The sequence below is a fragment of the Mesorhizobium sp. KR9-304 genome (assembly GCF_040049215.1).
Lineage (GTDB): Bacteria > Pseudomonadota > Alphaproteobacteria > Rhizobiales > Rhizobiaceae > Mesorhizobium_K.
Map to the genome: position 1 here is coordinate 169338 of NZ_JBDZDN010000003.1, position 17351 is coordinate 186688.

Annotated in this window: 20 protein-coding genes; 10 read left to right on the top strand and 10 right to left on the bottom strand. The window is 62.6% G+C overall.

Annotated elements, in window-relative coordinates; translation table 11 throughout:
- Window positions 1–177: 177 nt before the first annotated feature.
- On the top strand, window positions 178–2064 hold the full coding sequence (locus ABLE71_RS17030) for an MFS transporter (RefSeq protein ID WP_348784662.1): 1887 nt from the start codon (window positions 178–180) through the stop codon (window positions 2062–2064).
- A 141-nt stretch (window positions 2065–2205) separates the two neighbouring features.
- Window positions 2206–2604: a cupin domain-containing protein gene (locus ABLE71_RS17035; protein WP_348784663.1), complete on the top strand. Its 399-nt coding sequence runs from the start codon at window positions 2206–2208 to the stop codon at window positions 2602–2604.
- 51 nt (window positions 2605–2655) lie between these two features.
- Here the strand turns inward: ABLE71_RS17035 and ABLE71_RS17040 are convergent, their stop codons facing one another.
- Window positions 2656–3858, bottom strand: coding sequence for a pyridoxal phosphate-dependent aminotransferase (locus ABLE71_RS17040; protein WP_348784664.1), 1203 nt, complete (start codon window positions 3856–3858; stop codon window positions 2656–2658).
- Between the two features lie 216 nt (window positions 3859–4074).
- Here ABLE71_RS17040 and ABLE71_RS17045 point away from each other — a divergent pair, with 216 nt between their 5' ends.
- The 3 genes from ABLE71_RS17045 to ABLE71_RS17055 all read left to right on the top strand — a co-directional run bounded on the left by ABLE71_RS17045 (window position 4075) and on the right by ABLE71_RS17055 (window position 6533).
- A complete protein-coding gene (locus tag ABLE71_RS17045) occupies window positions 4075–4980 on the top strand; it encodes an EAL domain-containing protein (protein ID WP_348784665.1) in 906 nt (301 codons plus the stop codon).
- Window positions 4977–5828, top strand: coding sequence for an EAL domain-containing protein (locus ABLE71_RS17050; RefSeq protein WP_348784666.1), 852 nt, complete (start codon window positions 4977–4979; stop codon window positions 5826–5828). The genes ABLE71_RS17045 and ABLE71_RS17050 overlap by 4 nt, the downstream gene beginning before the upstream one ends.
- A gap of 93 nt (window positions 5829–5921) precedes the next feature.
- On the top strand, window positions 5922–6533 hold the full coding sequence (locus tag ABLE71_RS17055; protein ID WP_348784667.1) for a glutathione S-transferase family protein: 612 nt from the start codon (window positions 5922–5924) through the stop codon (window positions 6531–6533).
- Window positions 6534–6778: 245 nt separating this feature from the next.
- Here the strand turns inward: ABLE71_RS17055 and ABLE71_RS17060 are convergent, their stop codons facing one another.
- Window positions 6779–6991, bottom strand: a complete 213-nt coding sequence (locus tag ABLE71_RS17060; protein WP_348784668.1) for a cold-shock protein — start codon at window positions 6989–6991, stop codon at window positions 6779–6781.
- 184 nt (window positions 6992–7175) lie between these two features.
- Entirely contained in the window at window positions 7176–8075 is a 900-nt protein-coding gene (locus ABLE71_RS17065; RefSeq protein ID WP_348784669.1) for an NAD(P)-dependent oxidoreductase, read from the bottom strand.
- A 154-nt stretch (window positions 8076–8229) separates the two neighbouring features.
- Between ABLE71_RS17065 and ABLE71_RS17070 the strand changes: the two genes are divergently transcribed.
- The gene (locus ABLE71_RS17070) at window positions 8230–8553 is read left to right on the top strand and encodes a hypothetical protein (RefSeq protein WP_348784670.1); all 324 of its coding nucleotides are present in this window, start codon (window positions 8230–8232) and stop codon (window positions 8551–8553) included.
- A gap of 1 nt (window position 8554) precedes the next feature.
- Here ABLE71_RS17070 and ABLE71_RS17075 read toward each other — a convergent pair whose 3' ends face one another.
- Complete coding sequence (locus ABLE71_RS17075; RefSeq protein WP_348785142.1) at window positions 8555–9139, bottom strand: methylated-DNA--[protein]-cysteine S-methyltransferase; 585 nt, start codon at window positions 9137–9139, stop codon at window positions 8555–8557.
- 165 nt (window positions 9140–9304) lie between these two features.
- On the opposite strand from ABLE71_RS17075, the gene ABLE71_RS17080 reads away from it, so the two are divergent.
- On the top strand, window positions 9305–10042 hold the full coding sequence (locus tag ABLE71_RS17080; RefSeq protein WP_348784671.1) for a lytic transglycosylase domain-containing protein: 738 nt from the start codon (window positions 9305–9307) through the stop codon (window positions 10040–10042).
- A 17-nt stretch (window positions 10043–10059) separates the two neighbouring features.
- Here the strand turns inward: ABLE71_RS17080 and ABLE71_RS17085 are convergent, their stop codons facing one another.
- From ABLE71_RS17085 to ABLE71_RS17095, 3 genes are all read right to left on the bottom strand, one after another.
- Window positions 10060–10320, bottom strand: coding sequence for a hypothetical protein (locus ABLE71_RS17085; RefSeq protein ID WP_348784672.1), 261 nt, complete (start codon window positions 10318–10320; stop codon window positions 10060–10062).
- A 102-nt stretch (window positions 10321–10422) separates the two neighbouring features.
- Window positions 10423–10632 carry a cold-shock protein gene (locus ABLE71_RS17090; RefSeq protein WP_348784673.1) on the bottom strand — a complete coding sequence of 70 codons (210 nt, stop codon included), beginning with the start codon at window positions 10630–10632 and terminating at the stop codon, window positions 10423–10425.
- Window positions 10633–10652: 20 nt separating this feature from the next.
- Entirely contained in the window at window positions 10653–10922 is a 270-nt protein-coding gene (locus ABLE71_RS17095) for a hypothetical protein (RefSeq protein ID WP_348784674.1), read from the bottom strand.
- Between the two features lie 68 nt (window positions 10923–10990).
- On the opposite strand from ABLE71_RS17095, the gene ABLE71_RS17100 reads away from it, so the two are divergent.
- Complete coding sequence (locus ABLE71_RS17100; protein WP_348784675.1) at window positions 10991–12127, top strand: SbmA/BacA-like family transporter; 1137 nt, start codon at window positions 10991–10993, stop codon at window positions 12125–12127.
- A gap of 251 nt (window positions 12128–12378) precedes the next feature.
- Here ABLE71_RS17100 and ABLE71_RS17105 read toward each other — a convergent pair whose 3' ends face one another.
- Both ABLE71_RS17105 and ABLE71_RS17110 read right to left on the bottom strand, forming a co-directional pair.
- Window positions 12379–13302, bottom strand: a complete 924-nt coding sequence (locus tag ABLE71_RS17105; RefSeq protein WP_348784676.1) for a hypothetical protein — start codon at window positions 13300–13302, stop codon at window positions 12379–12381.
- A gap of 158 nt (window positions 13303–13460) precedes the next feature.
- The gene (locus ABLE71_RS17110) at window positions 13461–13826 is read right to left on the bottom strand and encodes a nuclear transport factor 2 family protein (RefSeq protein WP_348784677.1); all 366 of its coding nucleotides are present in this window, start codon (window positions 13824–13826) and stop codon (window positions 13461–13463) included.
- Window positions 13827–14252: 426 nt separating this feature from the next.
- Between ABLE71_RS17110 and ABLE71_RS17115 the strand changes: the two genes are divergently transcribed.
- Entirely contained in the window at window positions 14253–15221 is a 969-nt protein-coding gene (locus ABLE71_RS17115) for an AAA family ATPase (RefSeq protein WP_348784678.1), read from the top strand.
- On the opposite strand, the gene ABLE71_RS17120 is transcribed toward ABLE71_RS17115, so the two are convergent.
- Entirely contained in the window at window positions 15171–16025 is an 855-nt protein-coding gene (locus tag ABLE71_RS17120) for a transposase (RefSeq protein ID WP_348784679.1), read from the bottom strand. The genes ABLE71_RS17115 and ABLE71_RS17120 overlap by 51 nt on opposite strands.
- Window positions 16026–16524: 499 nt before the next feature.
- Here ABLE71_RS17120 and ABLE71_RS17125 point away from each other — a divergent pair, with 499 nt between their 5' ends.
- Complete coding sequence (locus ABLE71_RS17125; protein ID WP_348784680.1) at window positions 16525–17328, top strand: hypothetical protein; 804 nt, start codon at window positions 16525–16527, stop codon at window positions 17326–17328.
- Window positions 17329–17351 lie beyond the last annotated feature (23 nt).

Below are 17351 nucleotides of genomic sequence, written 5' to 3' on the forward strand. Positions count from 1 at the left end.
CAAGTATATTGGACAAAAGTCATAATCCCAAAGTCATAATCCCAAAGTCATAATCCCAAAGCATCGATTTTCTTCCTGCTCTACATCTGCAATTTGTCGCGCCGATTGCCGGGACAGGCCGCTCTCACTGCGAGATCCGGAGAACTCGGCACCACAGATCATCAGGAGGATCAACGAATGACAATGGCAATAGCCGCCGGTCGCGCTAGCCGCGCCATGACCCGCGAAGAGAAGAAAGTCATCTTCGCTTCTTCGCTCGGGACGGTGTTCGAATGGTACGATTTCTATCTTTACGGTTCCCTGGCCGCTTTCATCGGCGCGGCCTTCTTCAGCGAGTATCCCGAAGCTACTCGCAACATCTTCGCGCTTCTGGCCTTCGCGGCGGGCTTTCTCGTGCGGCCCTTCGGCGCGCTTGTATTTGGCCGCATCGGCGACCTCGTCGGCCGTAAGTATACATTCCTGGTCACCATCTTGATCATGGGCCTTTCGACCTTCTTCGTCGGTCTCCTTCCAGGTTCGGCATCGATTGGCATCGCGGCTCCGATCATCCTGATAGGTCTGCGTATGCTGCAGGGTCTGGCGCTTGGCGGCGAATATGGCGGCGCCGCGACCTATGTCGCCGAGCACGCGCCCGATGACCGGCGCGGCTACTACACCTCCTGGATCCAGACCACTGCGACGCTTGGCCTGTTCCTGTCGCTGATCATCATCCTGGTGGTCCAGACATATCTCGGCCCGGATACCTTCAAAGCCTGGGGTTGGCGCGTACCGTTCCTGCTTTCCTGCGTACTGCTCGGGGTTTCGGTGTGGATTCGTCTGTCGCTTAACGAATCGCCGACTTTCCAGAAGATGAAGGACGAGGGCAAGGGCTCCAAGGCGCCGCTTACCGAGGCCTTTGGCCAGTGGAAGAACGCCAGGATCGCGCTGCTTGCGCTGTTCGGCCTCACCGCCGGTCAGGCAGTGGTTTGGTATTCCGGCCAGTTCTACGCTCTGTTCTTCTTGCAGAATGTGCTCAAGGTCGATGCGCAGTCGGTCAACATCATGATCGCGATAGCGCTGCTTCTCGGCACTGGCTTCTTCGTGTTCTTCGGCTGGCTGTCGGACAAGATCGGCCGCAAGCCGATCATCATGGCGGGCCTGGCGCTGGCGATCTTCACCTACTTCCCGCTGTTCAAGGCGCTGACGTGGGCGGCCAATCCGGCTCTCGCCACGGCACAGGAGAATGTCCGGGCGACCGTGACGGCAGCGCCTGGCGACTGCAAGTTCCAGTTCAACCCGACCGGCACGGCGAAGTTCACCACGTCCTGCGACATCGCGACTGCGTTCCTGACCAAGAACTCGGTGCCCTACGACGTGGTCATGACGGCCGCAGCGGGCACGCCGGCGACCGTCAAGATCGGCGAAGAGACCGTCGAGTCTTACGATGCAATCGCTGCAGGCGACCAGGCGAAGGCCAGCGAAGCGGCCTTCGCCAAGGCGGTCAACACCGCGCTGCAGGACAACGGCTATCCGCTGGTGCGCGACCCGGCCAAGGTCGCCGACCAGAAGCTTGATGCCCTGGTCGCCGCCAATCCGAAACTGGCGCTTGACGCTGCCGCGATCCGCGCCGGCGACAAGGCGATGGTTCCGGTCGAAACGGCGATCAAGGACAAGTTGATAACCGCCGAGGAAGCGGCTGGCGCGACCGAAGTGGCGGTCTACACGGTTCCCGGCGCCGGCGCCTTCAAGATGGTGGCCGATCCGGCAGCCGTGAACTGGACGATGATCATTGCGATCCTGTTCGTACTCGTCGTCTATGTCACGATGGTCTATGGCCCAATCGCGGCGATCCTGGTCGAGATGTTCCCGACCCGCATCCGCTATACCGGCATGTCGCTGCCCTATCACATCGGCAACGGCTGGTTCGGCGGCCTGTTGCCGGCGACCGTCTTCGCCATGAGCGCGGCGGCCGGCGACATCTACTACGGCCTATGGTACCCGATCGTGATTGCGGCGATGTCGCTCGTCATCGGCATGATCTTCGTCAGGGATACGCTCGGGACGGATCTGCACGCTAAAAACTGAGCAGCTTCGTTTCGTTGCTCTAAGACCCGGCGGGCGAGCCCGCCGGGTCTTGTTTTTTTGTTCCGGTTGTCGAACCGCTCGCCTATCCGATGCCCCGCCGTTAAGATCGCGGCGAAACAAAGCGCTGAAGGATCGGACCCCATGAAAATCATCCCCTGCGGCAGCGTCGCTACCGTCTACCCGCCCGAGGCATATTTCACCGGCAGGGTGCTGCAACAGCCGGTCATCGAGGCGGAGGCGCCGGCGCGGGTGCGCGCCGCGATGGTCAGCTTCGAGCCCGGAGCGCGAACCGCCTGGCACACCCACCCGCTCGGCCAGACGCTGCACGTCACGGCGGGCGCCGGCCTAGTCCAGACCTGGGGCGGGGCGATCAAGGAGATCAAGGCCGGCGACGTCGTCTTCTTCGCGCCGGGCGAAAAGCACTGGCACGGCGCCGGCCCCAAGACGGCTATTACGCACCTCGCCATCCACGAGGCGCTCGACGGCGTTCATGTCGAATGGCTGGAGAAGGTCTCGGACGAACAGTATTCCGCAAAGTGAAACGGCGGAGCCGAAGCCCCGCCGTCATATCGTGAAGTGTTGCCGCCCGGCTTAGCTCAGCGAACCCGTGAAGCGCTGGATGCGCGTGCAGGCCTCTTCGAGCAACGCCTCCGACGTGGCGTAGGAGATGCGGAAGTTGGGGCCTAGCCCGAAGGCCGCGCCGAACACCACCGCGACGCCCTCGGCTTCCAGCAGTTCCGAACAGAAGGTTTCGTCGTTGTCGATCACCTTGCCGCCAGGCGTCTTCTTGCCGATCAGTCCGGTGCAGGACGGGTAGACGTAGAACGCGCCTTCCGGCGAAGGGCAGGTGATGCCGCGCGCCTGGTTCAGCATCGACACGACGAGATCGCGGCGGTTCTGGAAGATCGTCTTGTTCCTGGCGATGAAGTCCTGCGGTCCGTTGAGCGCCTCGACCGAAGCCCACTGCGCGATGGTGCAGGCACCCGAGGTCTGCTGGCCCTGGATCATGTCCATCGCCTTGATGAGCGGGATGGCGCCAGCCGCATAGCCGATGCGCCACCCGGTCATGGCATAGGCCTTCGACACGCCGTTCATGGTCAGCGTGCGCTCGTATAGGTTCGGCTCGACCTCGGCGATCGTCTTGAAGACGAAATCGCCATAGGTCAGGTGCTCGTACATGTCGTCGGTCAGAACCCAGACATGCGGATGCTTGAGCAGCACGTCGGCCAGCGCCCTGAGTTCGGACTCGCTGTAGGCCGCGCCCGACGGATTCGAGGGCGAGTTCATCAGGAGCCACTTGGTCTTTGGCGTGATGACCTTCTCCAGCGCCTGCGCCGTCAGCTTGAAGCCGTTGTCGATGCTGGTCTCGGCAAACACCGACGTGCCGCCGCAGATCGCCACCATCTCCGGATAGCTGACCCAGTAGGGCCTGGGGATAATGACTTCATCGCCGGGGTTAAGCGTCGCCATGAAGGCGTTGAAAAGAATCTGCTTTCCCCCGGTGCCGACGATTGTCTGCTCCGGCCTGTAGTCGAGATTGTTCTCGCGCTTGAATTTTTTCGCGATCGCCTCGCGCAGCGGCGCGATGCCCGATACCGGCGGATACTTGGTCTCGCCCCGGCGGATCGCGTCGATTGCCGCGTTCTTGATGTTGTCCGGCGTGTCGAAATCGGGCTCTCCGGCGCCCAGTCCGATCACGTCGCGGCCGGCATTTTTCAGCTCGCGCGCTTTCTGCGTGACCGCGATTGTCGCGGAGGGCTTAACGCGCGAAAGGGCATCGGCAAGAAAGGCCATGACGGAAAAAGACTCCATTGAGAGGATGGTGCGGTCTCGCGACCGCGGCTCTCTTTAGTCCCATACCATCGACAATCGCAAGGGTTTCGCGGGGCTTGGACCGCAGGTTTCCGGCCTCTGCCCCGGGTTGGCCATGTGTTAACGACCGGTAAAACCTTGCGCGTCCATAGTGCGGCCCCGGCCTGGTCCGGAGGCATGGGCGGAGTGACGAGTAGCGTGTCGAGCAGCATCGGATCCCATATCATCCGCGGGGATGACGGCGTCTCGACGGCTGCGTGGGGACCGTTTCTACTGAAGAGTGCGTTTCAGCCGATCTTCGCATTCGAGGGCGGCAAGCTCGTCCCCGCTGGCTTCGAGGCGCTGCTGAGGCCGTTCCGCGACGGCGAGGCGTGGACGCCTTTGACCTTCCTCCACAGCCTCCCGATTGCCGAGCGGATCGTCGTCGAGAACCTTTGTCACGCACTGCATCTCATGAATGCTTCCGCCTGCCTGCCGGCCGGCGCGGCGATCTTCATCAATTTCGACCCGTCGGTATTCACCGACCATGCCGTCGCCGAGACGGCGATACGGGAGATGCGCGCCGTCCTCGCCGAGACCGGCATCGATCCCCATCGCGTGGTCTGCGAGGTGACCGAGAAGCAGACGGTCTCGCAGGAGGTTCTGTTTGCCCTGGTGACGTCGCTGAAGGGGAGCGGTTTCCGCATCGCCATCGACGACTACGGCTCGGAGGATTCCGACATGCGCCGGATCCACGACCTGCATCCCGATATCGTCAAGTTCGATGCGGAATGGATCGCGCGGCTCATGGATTCCGGTCCCGGCTACGGGCTGCTTGCCACCATGGTTTCGACCTTCGCCGAGCAGGGAATCCGAACCGTCTTCGAAGGCATCGAGGAGGATTGGCAGATCGAACTCGCCGAAAAGGCCGGTGTCGAGATGCTGCAGGGTTTTGCGCTGGCGCGGCCCGAACTCGTGCCGACGAGCTTTGCCGCTCTCATCCAGCCCGCCCCGCCTGAGCGCCATCCGCACCACGCTCCCGCGTTCGGCGAGCCCGCGCAGAATCGCGCGGCCGGGGAATTGCGCCATGCGAAAGCGTTCGGACGCAGGTCGAAGCCGCGATGAATACGGATGCCGAACTCCAGGCAAGGCTCGACGACGCGATCATGGTCGACGAGATCGGAATCGAGAGCGGCGGCTACGGCATCTACCGCCTGCGAACCCTGTACCAGCCGATCTTTGAACGGCGTGGCCGCGAGTTGCATGCCGTCGCGGTCGAGGGAACGGTGGCGCCCTTCATTGCCGGGGAAGAGGTGCCATCCGAGATATTCCTCGCCGCTGTCTCCCCCGACGATCTCGAGTTCATCGAGCAGATGAGCCTTGTGCTGCCCGTGCGCAATCACGGCAATATCGGCTTCCCCACGCTCGAACTGGTCGTCGGCTTGCGTTCCGGCGAAAGCGTACCGGGAGCAGCGATCGACCGCGTCCACTTGATCGCGGCCGCAAGCGCCGAAACCGAGCTCGATCCGGGCCTCGTCATATTAGCGCTGACCGAGCCGCCCGTGCAGGACGGCACGCTGCTGCCGCGTCTTGCCGCCCAGATGCGCGGCCGTCTGCGGATCGCGATCGGCGATTTCGGCGCCGGCCGCTGGACGGACGGGCAGATGGACGCTCTCGTGCCCGAAATCGTCGGGATCGACGGCGACTGGTTCCAGAAAGTCTGCCGCGACGCCACCACCGTCAGGCTGTTCGATTCAGTCGTGGCGCGGCTGCGGGAACGCGGTTCGAGGGTGCTGGTTGCCGGCATCGAGAACGAGGAGCAACTAAGCGTGGCCCTGCGGGCAGGCGCCGACCTCGTCCAGGGCCTGCATCTCGCTCCGCCCGCGCATGTCGGCACGGTGTTTGACGAAACGCCTCTCCCGATTGCGGAGAAGCTCGGCGGAGCCCGCAAGATATTGCCGCTTTTCGGCTGACGCATCATCGGCACTGATCGGTACGCAAAGAAAAATCGTTGGATGAGTTCCATCCAGCGAGGCAATGATCCGCTTGACGAATGAGGGACGGTCATGACGACGATCTATGGGATGGCCGACAGCGGCAACTGCTACAAGCCGCGGTTGATGATGGCGAAGCTGGGCAGGCCGTTCCGGCATGTCGAGGTCAGCTCGCATGACGGAGGCACGCGCGCGGATGCCTTCACAGCCAAGAATCCGAACGCCATGGTGCCGCTGTTCGAATTCGACGACGGCCGCCTGCTGGCCGAATCCAACGCGATGCTGCTGCATCTGGGGGAGGGGACGCGCTTTCTCCCGAAAGACGCTTACGAGCGTGCGCTTGCCTATCAGTGGCTGTTCTTCGAGCAGTACAGCCATGAGCCCTATATAGCCGTTCGGCGCGCCTTGCTGACCTTCCCGAACCGAAAGAAGGACGCGACCCCCGAGCGTCTTGCGCTGACGCTGGAGCGCGGCAACAAGGCATTGCGGGTCATGGAACGGCGCCTTGCGGAAGCGCCATTTTTCGCCGGCCCGGCGTTCAGCGTCGCCGACATCGCGCTCTACGCCTACACGCATGTGGCGGGCGAGGGCGGCTTCGAACTCGGCGCCTATCCGGCTGTCATGGCCTGGCTGAACCGCGTCGAGCAGGATCCGGGCCATGTGCCGATGGACTGGCTGCCCTGAGCTTTGCCGATTGAGCGCTGCCGAAACTCAACTGGTCCGGCATGCGCCGCGCAAACAAAAAGGCGGGGCAAAACCCCGCCTTCCGCTTCCAAGGTGACTGACCGGGAGCATCCGGTCCGATACCGCAGCAATCCGCTGATCGGCAACTCGGACCTTTTGCGGCCATCGCGCGCCACTGGTGCGGCCGTCAGTACATCCGTGACATGCCGCGCGCTCCGGTGTGACCCGGGAACGCGCGTTTCAGGTCAGCCTGCCTTGGACAGAGATCCAGCAGCGGACTTGCCGGTGCGGCGGTCCTGCTCGATCTCGAAGTTGATCTTCTGGCCCTCGGCCAGGCTCGACATGCCGGCACGCTCGACGGCTGAGATGTGGACGAAAACGTCCGGTCCGCCGGCGTCGGGCTGGATAAAGCCGAAGCCCTTGGTGGCGTTGAACCACTTTACGGTTCCAGTTGCCATGTGAATTCCTCGTGTTTGCTACGTTGTAGAATGGCGAAGGTTTAGCTTGCGCCGTTTGGTATCGAGATTTTGGAGATAGACGTCAGCAAACGCGGGTAGCGTGGTTCTGGATCGATCGGCCGAAATTTCAACACACCGCATATAGGCAGGCTCTCGGAAAAAGGCAAGCCTCGGGTAGCGTTGATCATTTCGCCGTGAGCTTGACGCCGTTCATGCCGGCGATGACGTCCGACAGCATCGGGACGAAGTCCTCGGCGCGCCCGGCGCCCGCCGCCAGCGCGAAGGAATTGCGCACGGCCGCCCCGAGCGGATTGACCGTGCCGGATGCGTTCGCGTAGCCCGACAGGTAGGTCATGTCCTTGAGCGCGTTGGCGATCGTGAAGCGGTGGGCGTTCGGGTCTCGCTCCAGCACCCAGGTGAAGAAGGTGCGGTAGAAGGGGCAGTCCATGCGGCCATCGCGGATGACGCTGTCGAAGACCTGCGGCGTCAGCCCCGCCTTGGCGCCGAGCGTCAGTGCTTCCGAATAGAGCGCGGCATAACCCATCGCAATGAAATTGTTGAGCAGCTTCATCGTGTGGCCGCTGCCGACCGGACCGGTGCGCACGATCCGCCCGGCGAACTTCTCAAGCACGGGCCTGATGCGGTCGAAGGTGGCGTCGTCGCCTCCCGCCATCACGTCGAGCGTCCCGGCCTCGGCGTCCTTGGGCGTGCGCGACAGCGGCGTGTCGACGAGCGTGATGCCCTGGGGCGCCAGCTGGGCGGCGAGCTTCACCGTGGATGACGGGTCGGACGTCGAGCAATCGCACACGATGAGCTCTTTGCCCGCCGATGCAAGGCCGCCCGGACCAGTCAAGGTCGCCTCGACCTGCGGACTTCCGGTCACGCACAGCACGACGATGTCGCTTTGGGCGGCAAGCTCGTGAAGGTCCGCCGCTTCCCTGGCGCCGCGGCTTTTCAAATCCTCCACCGGCTCCCGGTTGCGGTGCGCGACGATCGTCAGCGGGTGGCCCTTCTCGACGATATTCTTGGCCATGCCGTGCCCCATCAGCCCGACGCCCACAAAGCCTACGCGATCCAGTGCCATGCTATCCTCCATCATGAGCAGCGAACCTTATGCGGTTTGCCGCGCCGCGTCACCCGCGAGGCCGCCCTAACTGCGTCCAATTTCGGCCGCAATGAAACTTGTGCCTGTGTGCTGCCGTTGAGGACGACGGATGCGGGTTCCGAAGGAGGCAACGATGAAAATAGTCCTGTTAGCGCTGAGTCTTGTGCTCGTGTCATTCCAGGCACAGGCAATCTCACGCTACAATTCGACCTCGATGAGTTGCGGCGAGATCAAGGCAACCGTGCGCGCGGAGGGCGCGGTGATCCTGCGCTGGCGCGGCAACAGCGGCATCCTGCGCTATGGCCGCTTCGTTGCGCATGGCGGCTTCTGCGAGTCAGGCACGCGCGCCGAAACGTCCTACGTGCCCTCGGCCGACCGCAAGTCCTGCGCGGTGCGAGAATGCAAATACTGGGATCCCGACGACGACTTCATCTGGCGCCCCCACTTCCGGGATTGACCTAGAAACCGAACGACTGCTGCGGGGCGGGCGCGGGTCCGACCCGCACGCCTTCGAGCGCCAGCATCTTTTCCTTGGTCGTAGAGCCGCCGGGCGCCGAGAAGCCGCCGATCTTGCCTCCCGCCGCGAGGATGCGATGGCAAGGGATGACCAGCGGCACCGGATTGGCGCCGAGCGCCTGCCCGGTTTCGCGCGGCAGCCCCGCCTGGCCCGCGCGCTTGGCCAATTCGCCATAGGTGGTGGTTTCGCCGAAGCGCAGCTTGCGCGCGGCTTCATAGATGGCGCGGTTGAAATCGTCGATGCCGGAAAGATCGACCGGCACGCGCGAAAAATCGATCTCTTCGCCCACCGCATAAGCCTTTACGTCGCGGATCAGGTCGACGACCCATGGCGGCTGCTCGCCTTCATGTCGCCCGGCGGCATCGCCGGACGGCGCATGCTTCTCCAGCCGGCGCTCGACCGCAGCGCGTTCCCGCTGGAACAGGCAAAGCCGCGTCAGGCCGATCCCGTTCCAGGCGATGCCGACGAAGCCTAGCGCGGTTTCGAAAACCGCATGGCCGATGGGCGTTGATGAGGTGTTCACGATCGTCGTCCTGGCTTGGGAGGTCTAGTACAAATCGAGAACAGTATGGCATTTTCGGCCTGCTGCCGCCACCCGAAACCTGCGACGCAGCCGCGGATTGCCCCTCCGGGCCTGCTGGTGTAAGGACGTTTCGGGACGGGACCACGACCAACAGCCAGAGCGCGGCCTTTGCCAGCATCGAAGAACGGCCTTCTGATCGGACTGGTGCTTTGCGCCGGTATGCTGGCGGGGTGCAGCACCACCCGGCTCGAACCAGCGATATCGCCGCTCTCCGAACTCGGGGCCGACACGGTCGAAGTCTCCCAGTCCAGCGAATACGGCATCACGCTGCCCGACGAGGTGGCGGTGGTGCCGAGTTCCTTCGCCGAGCCGACGCCGGGCGATGATAGCGTCCAGCTCGCCTCCCTGCCGCGTCCGGAATTCCCGAACCAGAACCCGGCGCGGGATGTCTTCCCCGAGGCGCCCGAGGCGCGCGTACCCGAAGGGCCGGCCGAGGACATCGTCTGGGCGCCACAGAACACGCCGCGCGGCGAGGTCGACCGGCTGATCGCCAAATACGCCGCGCTCTACGAGGTTCCCGAGACGCTGGTGCGCCGCGTCGTCAAGCGCGAGAGCAACTTCAACCCCAGGGCGCGCAACGGCCCCTATTGGGGGCTGATGCAGATCCTGCCGCAGACCGCCAAGGGCATGGGCTACCAGGGCACGGCCCAGGGCTTGCTCGACGCCGAAACCAACCTGAAATACGCGGTGAAATATCTGCGCGGCGCTTACATGGTCGCTGCCGGCAACCACGACCGCGCGGTGCGCTTCTACGCCAGCGGCTATTATTACGACGCCAAGCGCAAGGGCATGCTCGAGGAAACCGGGCTGGGGCGCGACCGCAAGCGCAAACGCCAGAGCGTCTAGCGCGCCGGCCTGACCAGTCAGGCCTTCTTGGCTGCCGGTTTGGCGGCCGCCTTGGGCGCGCGCTTCTTCGGCACGGCCTTGGCGGGCTTGGGCGGCGGGGGCGGGGCCTCGGCCTCCATCTTCAGCCTGAGCGCGCGCAGCCGCGCGGTTTTGGCCTCGCGCTGCTTGGCCTCCGTCTCGAGGATCACGCGGGCGGCGTTGCTGGTGGTGCTGGCCTTGGAATCCTGCCTGGAAGGGTTGGGAGCAAAAATGCCCCGCGCTTCGATCGACTTTGCCATCCGGGTCCTCCTGTAAAGAAAAAGGCCGGGCGTGTGCCCGACCTCCCGTCAGCATTCAGTCCCGCGCCGGTACATCCGTGGTCGCGGAACCGAGATGCGAAATCATGCGGCCTGCAGGTTCTCTGCGGCGCTCTTGCCGGTCCGGTTGTCCTTCACGACCTCGAAGGAGAGCTTCTGGCCCTCGACGATGGTGCGCATGCCGGCGCGCTCGACGGCGGAAATGTGGACGAAAACGTCCGTGCCGCCATTGTCCGGCTGGATGAAACCAAAGCCCTTGGTTGCGTTGAAGAACTTAACGGTGCCAGTATTCATAACGACTTCCTTTCAATCGCTCATAGTTTTCGCGCGCGCCGCAACATGCGGCCCGGCGCATTTTCGATCGATTTTGAGAGGAGAAGATCGTCGTGGACGCGCTGTTTTGCGCAGCAACAAAGTTCGACAAGCAAGACCGATTGGTAATACATAGGCGGGTTTCGCCTGTTTATCAAGGTGCACGGATTTTGCCCGCGCCATCCTGAACCGCGAAAATCCGCCCCGGCCGGCGAAGCGACGCCGTCGCGGCGCCCGCCGCATTCGCGGCTGAAACGTTCGATCCGCACCATCCGCCCACCTGACTTTTGCGCTTTTTCCGCCTATCTCATGCTGCGGGCGCGAAGAGCAGGATCTTGTCATGACGGACCAGGCGATGGTGGCGGACGGCGTTGCCGGCGCCGGACAGGCGCGCAAGCCGAGGCAGCCCGGCTGCATCCCCTCGGGCGAGGCGAGCTTCTACGACCAGCTCAAGATGATGTGGAGCGCCTTCATCGGCTCGCCGCTGAGAAGGCTGCTGTTCTGGGTCGGTTTCGGCATCTTCGCGCTGATCGTGGCGACGGCCTTCGGCCAGGTGCTGCTCAACCGCTGGAACCAGCCCTTCTACGACGCCATCGAGCGCAAGGACATGGCGGGCTTCCTCCACCAGCTCGTCGTCTTCGCCGAGATCGCCGGCGCGCTCCTGGTGCTCAACATCGCGCAGGGCTGGCTGAACCGCTATCTGCACATCAAGCTGCGCGAGGGGCTGGTGCGCGACCTGCTGGACGAATGGATGCGCCCCGGCCGCGCGCTGAAGCTCAAGCAATCCGGCGAGATCGGCGTCAACCCCGACCAGCGGCTGCACGAGGACGCCTGGCACCTCGCCGACCTCTCGGCCGACCTCGGCATCGGCTTCGTGCAGGCCGGCGTGCTTCTGGTCTCCTTCATCGGCGTGCTGTGGGCGATCTCGGAAGGGTTCGTGTTCCACTATGGCGGCCGCAGCTTCGCCATCCCCGGCTACATGGTGTGGGCAGCCCTTGCCTATGCCGGCACCGCCTCGGCGCTGTCCTGGCTGCTTGCCCGGCCGCTGGTGAGGCTGAACGCCGACCACTATGCGCGCGAGGCCGAGCTGCGCGTCTCGCTGGTCGAGGCCAGCCAGGGCGTCGAGGAGATCGCCAGCGCCGGCCGCGAGGGAGCGACAAGGGGCAGGCTGGAGCAAAACCTCACTGCTGCGCTGCTCACCGTGCGCCGCATCATGACGGCGGCGATCCGCCTGCAATGGTTCACCGCGGGTTACGGCTGGGTGACTGTCGTGGCGCCGATCGTCATTGCCTCGCCGGTCTATTTCGCCGGCGACCTCACTTTTGGGGGCCTGATGATGGCGGCCGCCGCCTTCACCCAGGTTCATTCGTCGCTGCGCTGGTTCGTCGACAACATCGGCGCGATTGCCGACTGGCGCGCCACGCTGATGCGCGTGGCGTCGTTCCGGCTGGCGCTGATCAGGGTGGGGGAGGGGTAGCGCTTGGCGCCTATCCTCTCCCTCGCGAAGCGGGGGAGAGGTGGCGCGCCGAAGGCGCGACGGAGAGGGGGTGTTGCGGACGTCTTCGACGTTTTGCATTTTCCTCCGGCGGCCCCCCCTCCGTCTCGGCTTCGCCTCGACACCTCCCCCCCGTTCCGGGGTGGAGGATAGGCACACTTCATCATCGCCACGCCCTGCCTTCGCAGTCCGGCTCTCTCCCTCCTGGCGTCCGGCAAAGGCGGTCGATCGCATCACGACGTGTCGCGATGCTCGAGCACCTCGAAGGCGAGCCAGTGGAGGTCGTTCAGGACCTCGTACACTTCATGACGCCGCCGGTTGGCGGGACGCTGGCCTGGCGCGCGGCCCGGTCGCAGCGGCCAGACGCGGCGGGCAAGCCTCTTGTTTTGCGCGCCTGCGGCGTCCGGACTTTTGTTTTGCGCGCCTGCGGCGTCGCGGCCGGCGCGTTTCCTCGTTCGCCAGCGGGCGAAGCGTTTTGCCTGTCCGGGCAGGTCGTCGAGTGCCGCGCCCAGCGCCTTGAGGCGGAGCGCAAGACGGGTGGCGTCGAGCGGATCGTCGGGCGCGGGCGGCAGGCGCGGCGTAATGGGCGACGGCGCGGTGACGCCGGGAAACGAGATGCGCGGAATGCTGGTTGCGGCCGGCCAGCGGCGGCGGAAGGATCGCCTGAGCGGATCGAGCAGCGGCAAGGCGAGGGCCGTTGCGTTCCGAGCCCTGCCTCCTCCTCCCCACAAAGGGGACACTGAATCGCGGACGCTCGCCGGGAGATAGATGCCGGTGCCGCCGGGCTTGCTGAGGAAGATCGACGCCGGTTTCGCCTTGCGCGGGCGCGGCGGCGGCAGTGTCAGCACCAGCCCGCGCGCCAAAACGATGACCAGCCGCCGCACGGCGGACTCGGCCGGCCTGATGAGGCGCAGGATCGCGCGGTGGAGATGGCGCGGCAGGGTCAGCTTCACCTCCCCCTTGAGGGGAGGTCGACGCGAAGCGTCGGGTGGGGGTTGCGGCGCTGCAATTACCCCCACCCGGCGGTCTGACGACCGCCGACCTCCCCTCAAGGGGGAGGTGAACGCGGAGGCGTCCAGCCCCGCCATGGCGACAAGCATGGCCAGGATGCGCCTCAGCGCGTCGCTGTTTCTCTCGATTGCCAGATTCCAGTCCATCGCCGCCTCCTTTCAGGGCGGCGGGATTTTAACGTTGGGCGGAAGGGGCGGGGAAAAAGCGGCGGGGCGGGGAGGGGCGGAAACCGGGTAAGCAATTGATTTCACGGGCGAAAAACTTTGCGGCGGCGGAAATCTTCTCCACGTACCGCCTGCCTGCGCTATTTGTCGACGAAGCCGCCGGCGGGCGCCTCATGCGGGATCGTCCAGCCGAAATAGACCTCGACGTCGATGATCCTGTCGCCGCGCACGGTCAGGATCTCGGTGTTGCGGAAGCGTTTTCCCGACGCGCCCTTGCCCTCATAGGTGACGAAGACGCGGTCGCCATCCTGCACGAGGTTTTTGTATTCGAAGCCGGCCGCCGTCTCGCTGTTCGGCCAGCAGCGCTCGAAATAGGTCTTGCGGTCGATGCAGTTGTCGAGCGGGCTGGTGAAATGAAAATCGTCGGCGATCACGGCTTCGATCGCCGCGCGGTCCTTGTCGACATAGGCCTGAAAACAGCGTTTGACGATGGCGATGGCGTCCATGGGCTTGCCTCCTGCGGAGCAAACTGTCGAGGCGGGTGTGGGTTCCGCAGGGTCTGGGCTGAGGTTGTGGCCGGAGGGAGCGCGAGCAGGGCCGGAGCTGCCCGCGCAACCAGCGGGCGTCCGCTGCGACACGTGCCGGAGTGGAGGTTGTAGCGACCCATTCCCACAAGCAAGCTGCACGAGGAGTATGCGGGAGGTGGAGGGGTGGGGACAAGTTGGGAGAGGCGAAGAAACGCGGAAGTGATTGATTTCAGGGCGGTAAAGAGAATTGTGGGGATGGAAGTTGGTTTCACGGGGGTGGCGCATGTTTGCCCCTACTATAGCCCCATAGGATTCGGCCGAAGCTCAAAAATGCGCGGCACCGGCTCTACAAGTCGCCACCCCGGAGTAATATAAGCTAAGTGAGATGCTGGATGGGAGGGTATCGTGACCGATTTAGTCCGATTCGTCAGGGTTGATTTCGACCGTTTCAAAGCTTTTCAAAAATTCACCCTCCACCTCAGGCATTTTAATATTCTAGTAGGGCCGAACAACGCCGGAAAATCGACTGTGTTGGCTGCCTTCAGAATTCTGGCGTCTGGATTGAGGAGGGCGACATCCAAGAGACCAGAAATAGTGGCTGGACCGCAAGGTCCTACCCATGGTTACGTCGTAGACTTAACAACCATATCTGTGGCAGAGGAAAATATCTTTTATAACTATGACGATAGCTATCCCTCCTTAATAAAATTTACGCTTTCGAACAAAAACGAACTTATTTTATATTTTGGAGAGCAAGGATCTTGTCATCTTATAGCTTCTGTCCCCAGAGGTAGGACGCCACTCTCGCCGAAAGAATTCGTCAATAAATTTAACTGCCCGATAGGCTTTGTGCCAATTTTAGGGCCTGTAGATCACGATGAAATTCTATATGGAAAGGAGGCCGCGCGTCTTGCTTTGTTCAACTACAGGGCCGCTCGAAACTTCAGAAATATCTGGTACCATTATCCAGAAAAATTTGACGAGTTCAAGGAGACCTTAGTCAGAACTTGGCCCGGCATGGATATAGAGCGCCCGAGAATCGAACACGTCGAGGGAAAAGCTAGGCTATATATGTTCTGCCCGGAATCGAGAATACCACGCGAAATATTCTGGTCGGGGTTTGGATTCCAAGTTTGGTGTCAAATGCTAACTCATCTAGTTCAATCAAAAGAAAATTCGATATTCCTGATAGATGAACCTGACATATACCTTCATTCCGAGTTGCAGAGGCAACTTCTTTCTCTACTGAGAAATCTTGGCCCCGATATACTCATAGCAACACATTCGACCGAAATAATAACTGAGTCCGAGCCGGGTACTGTCCTAATTAGGACGAACTGCACTTTCGGTCATTGCTACCGCTACATCAATTAACTCCGCAACCGACCACAGGCGATCCGTCAATCCCAGCGCCATTGCCGGCGTCATCTTCAAGCTCTCATGGACGCGGCAGAGATTGTAGTGCGCGACGAAGAGCGCGACCGCCGCCTCATGGTTCTCGACCTTCTTGCTGTAGCCGTTCGTCAATCGGGTGAACCGGCGCGAGCCCATGCGCACGGAAAGGTTGACGCGCTCGACGTGGCTGGTTGATGCCATGAACTCTGGCATCGCGCCGAATACCCGTTCCTTGGCTACCTTTACGATGGCACCTGGCGAGTAGCGGCGAGCGGCGTTTACCGGCGGCTCGTTTACATAGGTCTTTACAATCTGCGTGTAGTGTACGCCGGGGCCGAAGACGGCGCGGATCGCCGGCTCGTAAGCCGGGAAGGCGTCGGACGTGATGAACGGCATTCCGAGGACGCGGGCGCGCACGTCCCTCACGAAGTCGAGCGTGGTTTCACCAGTGCGCTTGCCGACCCGGTAGCTGATAATCGCCTTGTCCAGCGGATCGAGCGCGAGGAACGTGTAGCAGTCGCCCTTGGTCGGATCGTCGTCGCGCTTCACGCGCTTTTGCTTCTTGCCGATGTATGCCCACAGCTCGTCAAACTGGAGCTGGTTGATGTTCAAGTCGCGGAACATCATGTCATGCAGGGCAGCGCAACCGCGACCGATGCGGGCGCCAAGGCGCATGACGGTATCGCGGTGAGTTTCGGTCATGCGCTCGGTCGCGCGGATGGAGCAGCCCTCGATCAGGGCGGAGATGACGGCAACTTGCCGATCTTGGGGAAGAATGTTCATTGGGGCCAATCCAACGGTTATGGGATTGGCTTTGCGTCCGCCTCTGGCGGAAAGACCCAGAATCCGCTATATAGAGCGGAGGGTCATGACGCAGGGGGCCAAATCCCTGTGAAGTGATCCGGGGCCGGCTGTTCGCGCAGATCGGCCCCATTGATTCTTGGTTCCCCGGCCAGGACTCGGACCTGGATTGCCTCACTTGTAACGGCGGGCGTCCTACCAATTAGACGACCGGGGAGAGCTAAGTAGCCTATTGCAGGGGCTGGCACCTTTCCTTCGCGGGTCCGGGTGCCGGCCCCTTCCTTCATCCTCGCCCCGGTAGCGTCGGCTGCCGTGCCGGGGCTCTGACTGTTGTCATCGTAGGTCTCCGCTTCGATCTGGAATCACCCTACCTTCTGCATCCGTACCCGTCAAGAGGTATGGTAGAGGTACCGCATATCTTTTTTCGTTTGACGAGGTGAAGGTAAGCGTGGTAGTTACGGCCACCATATAGGAGGCTGGCATGACCGACGCGCCCAACGACGACACCGACTACATGAAGCAGCCCCGTTTCCGTAGTCCGCCCTATCCGTCTATCCCGCTGGCAAAAGCAATCGACCGTTTAGGTGCCTTCTACCAGAAGGCCCTCCATCACGCGGTGCCGATCACTGTTGCCGCGAGCGCATGGGAATACGCACCAAAGAGCAGCGGGCTTTTCGCGACCGTTGCGGCCCTAAAGCAGTTCGGCTTCATGACGGACGAAGGGTCGGGCGATAAGCGCCGCTTCAAGCTCACCGACCGCGCAATCCGCATCGTCCGCGATACCGACCCAAAGTCGGAGAAGCGGATAGCGGCGATCCGTGCGGCGGCGTTATCGCCCAAGATTCATTCAGAACTGTGGGAGCAGTATGGTGTCGCCGGTGCATCCGGTGCGATGGATGTTGCGGTCAAGAGTTATCTCACCCTGGATCGCGCTGACGACGGAGCCGCCCCTTATTCAAATGCCGCTGCTGATGAACTCATTTCAGAGTATCGCCAGACGGTAACGTTTGCTGGACTGCTGGAATCGGACGATGTATCCTCTAATGAGGTCGGGTCTGAAGACACCGACAACCTTAGCGATGATGAGAAAGCAAAGATGGAACAGAACCTTGCCGGTCAGCAGCATCGCGATCCTCCGCCACCCCCGCCACCGCCCCCAAGCGAGTTGAATGACATTCGGGTCGAGTTCTTCGGTGGCAAGGTGCGTATCAATGCGCTGATGGACAAAGACGGACTGGAGGATTTGGAAAAGAAGATCGCCGCTTTCAAGACGATCCTTTCCTAATCACGAAAAAGCCCGCCTCGTTG

Excerpts from the sequence above, each read along its gene's own strand:
- ABLE71_RS17030 (WP_348784662.1), top strand. The coding sequence starts at position 178 with ATGACAATGGCAATAGCCGCCGGTCGCGCTAGCCGCGCCATGACCCGC.
- ABLE71_RS17035 (WP_348784663.1), top strand. The coding sequence starts at position 2,206 with ATGAAAATCATCCCCTGCGGCAGCGTCGCTACCGTCTACCCGCCCGAG.
- ABLE71_RS17040 (WP_348784664.1), bottom strand. The coding sequence starts at position 3,858 with ATGGCCTTTCTTGCCGATGCCCTTTCGCGCGTTAAGCCCTCCGCGACA.
- ABLE71_RS17050 (WP_348784666.1), top strand. The coding sequence starts at position 4,977 with ATGAATACGGATGCCGAACTCCAGGCAAGGCTCGACGACGCGATCATG.
- ABLE71_RS17055 (WP_348784667.1), top strand. The coding sequence starts at position 5,922 with ATGACGACGATCTATGGGATGGCCGACAGCGGCAACTGCTACAAGCCG.
- ABLE71_RS17060 (WP_348784668.1), bottom strand. The coding sequence starts at position 6,991 with ATGGCAACTGGAACCGTAAAGTGGTTCAACGCCACCAAGGGCTTCGGC.
- ABLE71_RS17065 (WP_348784669.1), bottom strand. The coding sequence starts at position 8,075 with ATGGCACTGGATCGCGTAGGCTTTGTGGGCGTCGGGCTGATGGGGCAC.
- ABLE71_RS17070 (WP_348784670.1), top strand. The coding sequence starts at position 8,230 with ATGAAAATAGTCCTGTTAGCGCTGAGTCTTGTGCTCGTGTCATTCCAG.
- ABLE71_RS17085 (WP_348784672.1), bottom strand. The coding sequence starts at position 10,320 with ATGGCAAAGTCGATCGAAGCGCGGGGCATTTTTGCTCCCAACCCTTCC.
- ABLE71_RS17090 (WP_348784673.1), bottom strand. The coding sequence starts at position 10,632 with ATGAATACTGGCACCGTTAAGTTCTTCAACGCAACCAAGGGCTTTGGT.
- ABLE71_RS17095 (WP_348784674.1), bottom strand. The coding sequence starts at position 10,922 with ATGGTGCGGATCGAACGTTTCAGCCGCGAATGCGGCGGGCGCCGCGAC.
- ABLE71_RS17100 (WP_348784675.1), top strand. The coding sequence starts at position 10,991 with ATGACGGACCAGGCGATGGTGGCGGACGGCGTTGCCGGCGCCGGACAG.
- ABLE71_RS17105 (WP_348784676.1), bottom strand. The coding sequence starts at position 13,302 with ATGGACTGGAATCTGGCAATCGAGAGAAACAGCGACGCGCTGAGGCGC.
- ABLE71_RS17110 (WP_348784677.1), bottom strand. The coding sequence starts at position 13,826 with ATGGACGCCATCGCCATCGTCAAACGCTGTTTTCAGGCCTATGTCGAC.
- ABLE71_RS17120 (WP_348784679.1), bottom strand. The coding sequence starts at position 16,025 with ATGAACATTCTTCCCCAAGATCGGCAAGTTGCCGTCATCTCCGCCCTG.
- ABLE71_RS17125 (WP_348784680.1), top strand. The coding sequence starts at position 16,525 with ATGACCGACGCGCCCAACGACGACACCGACTACATGAAGCAGCCCCGT.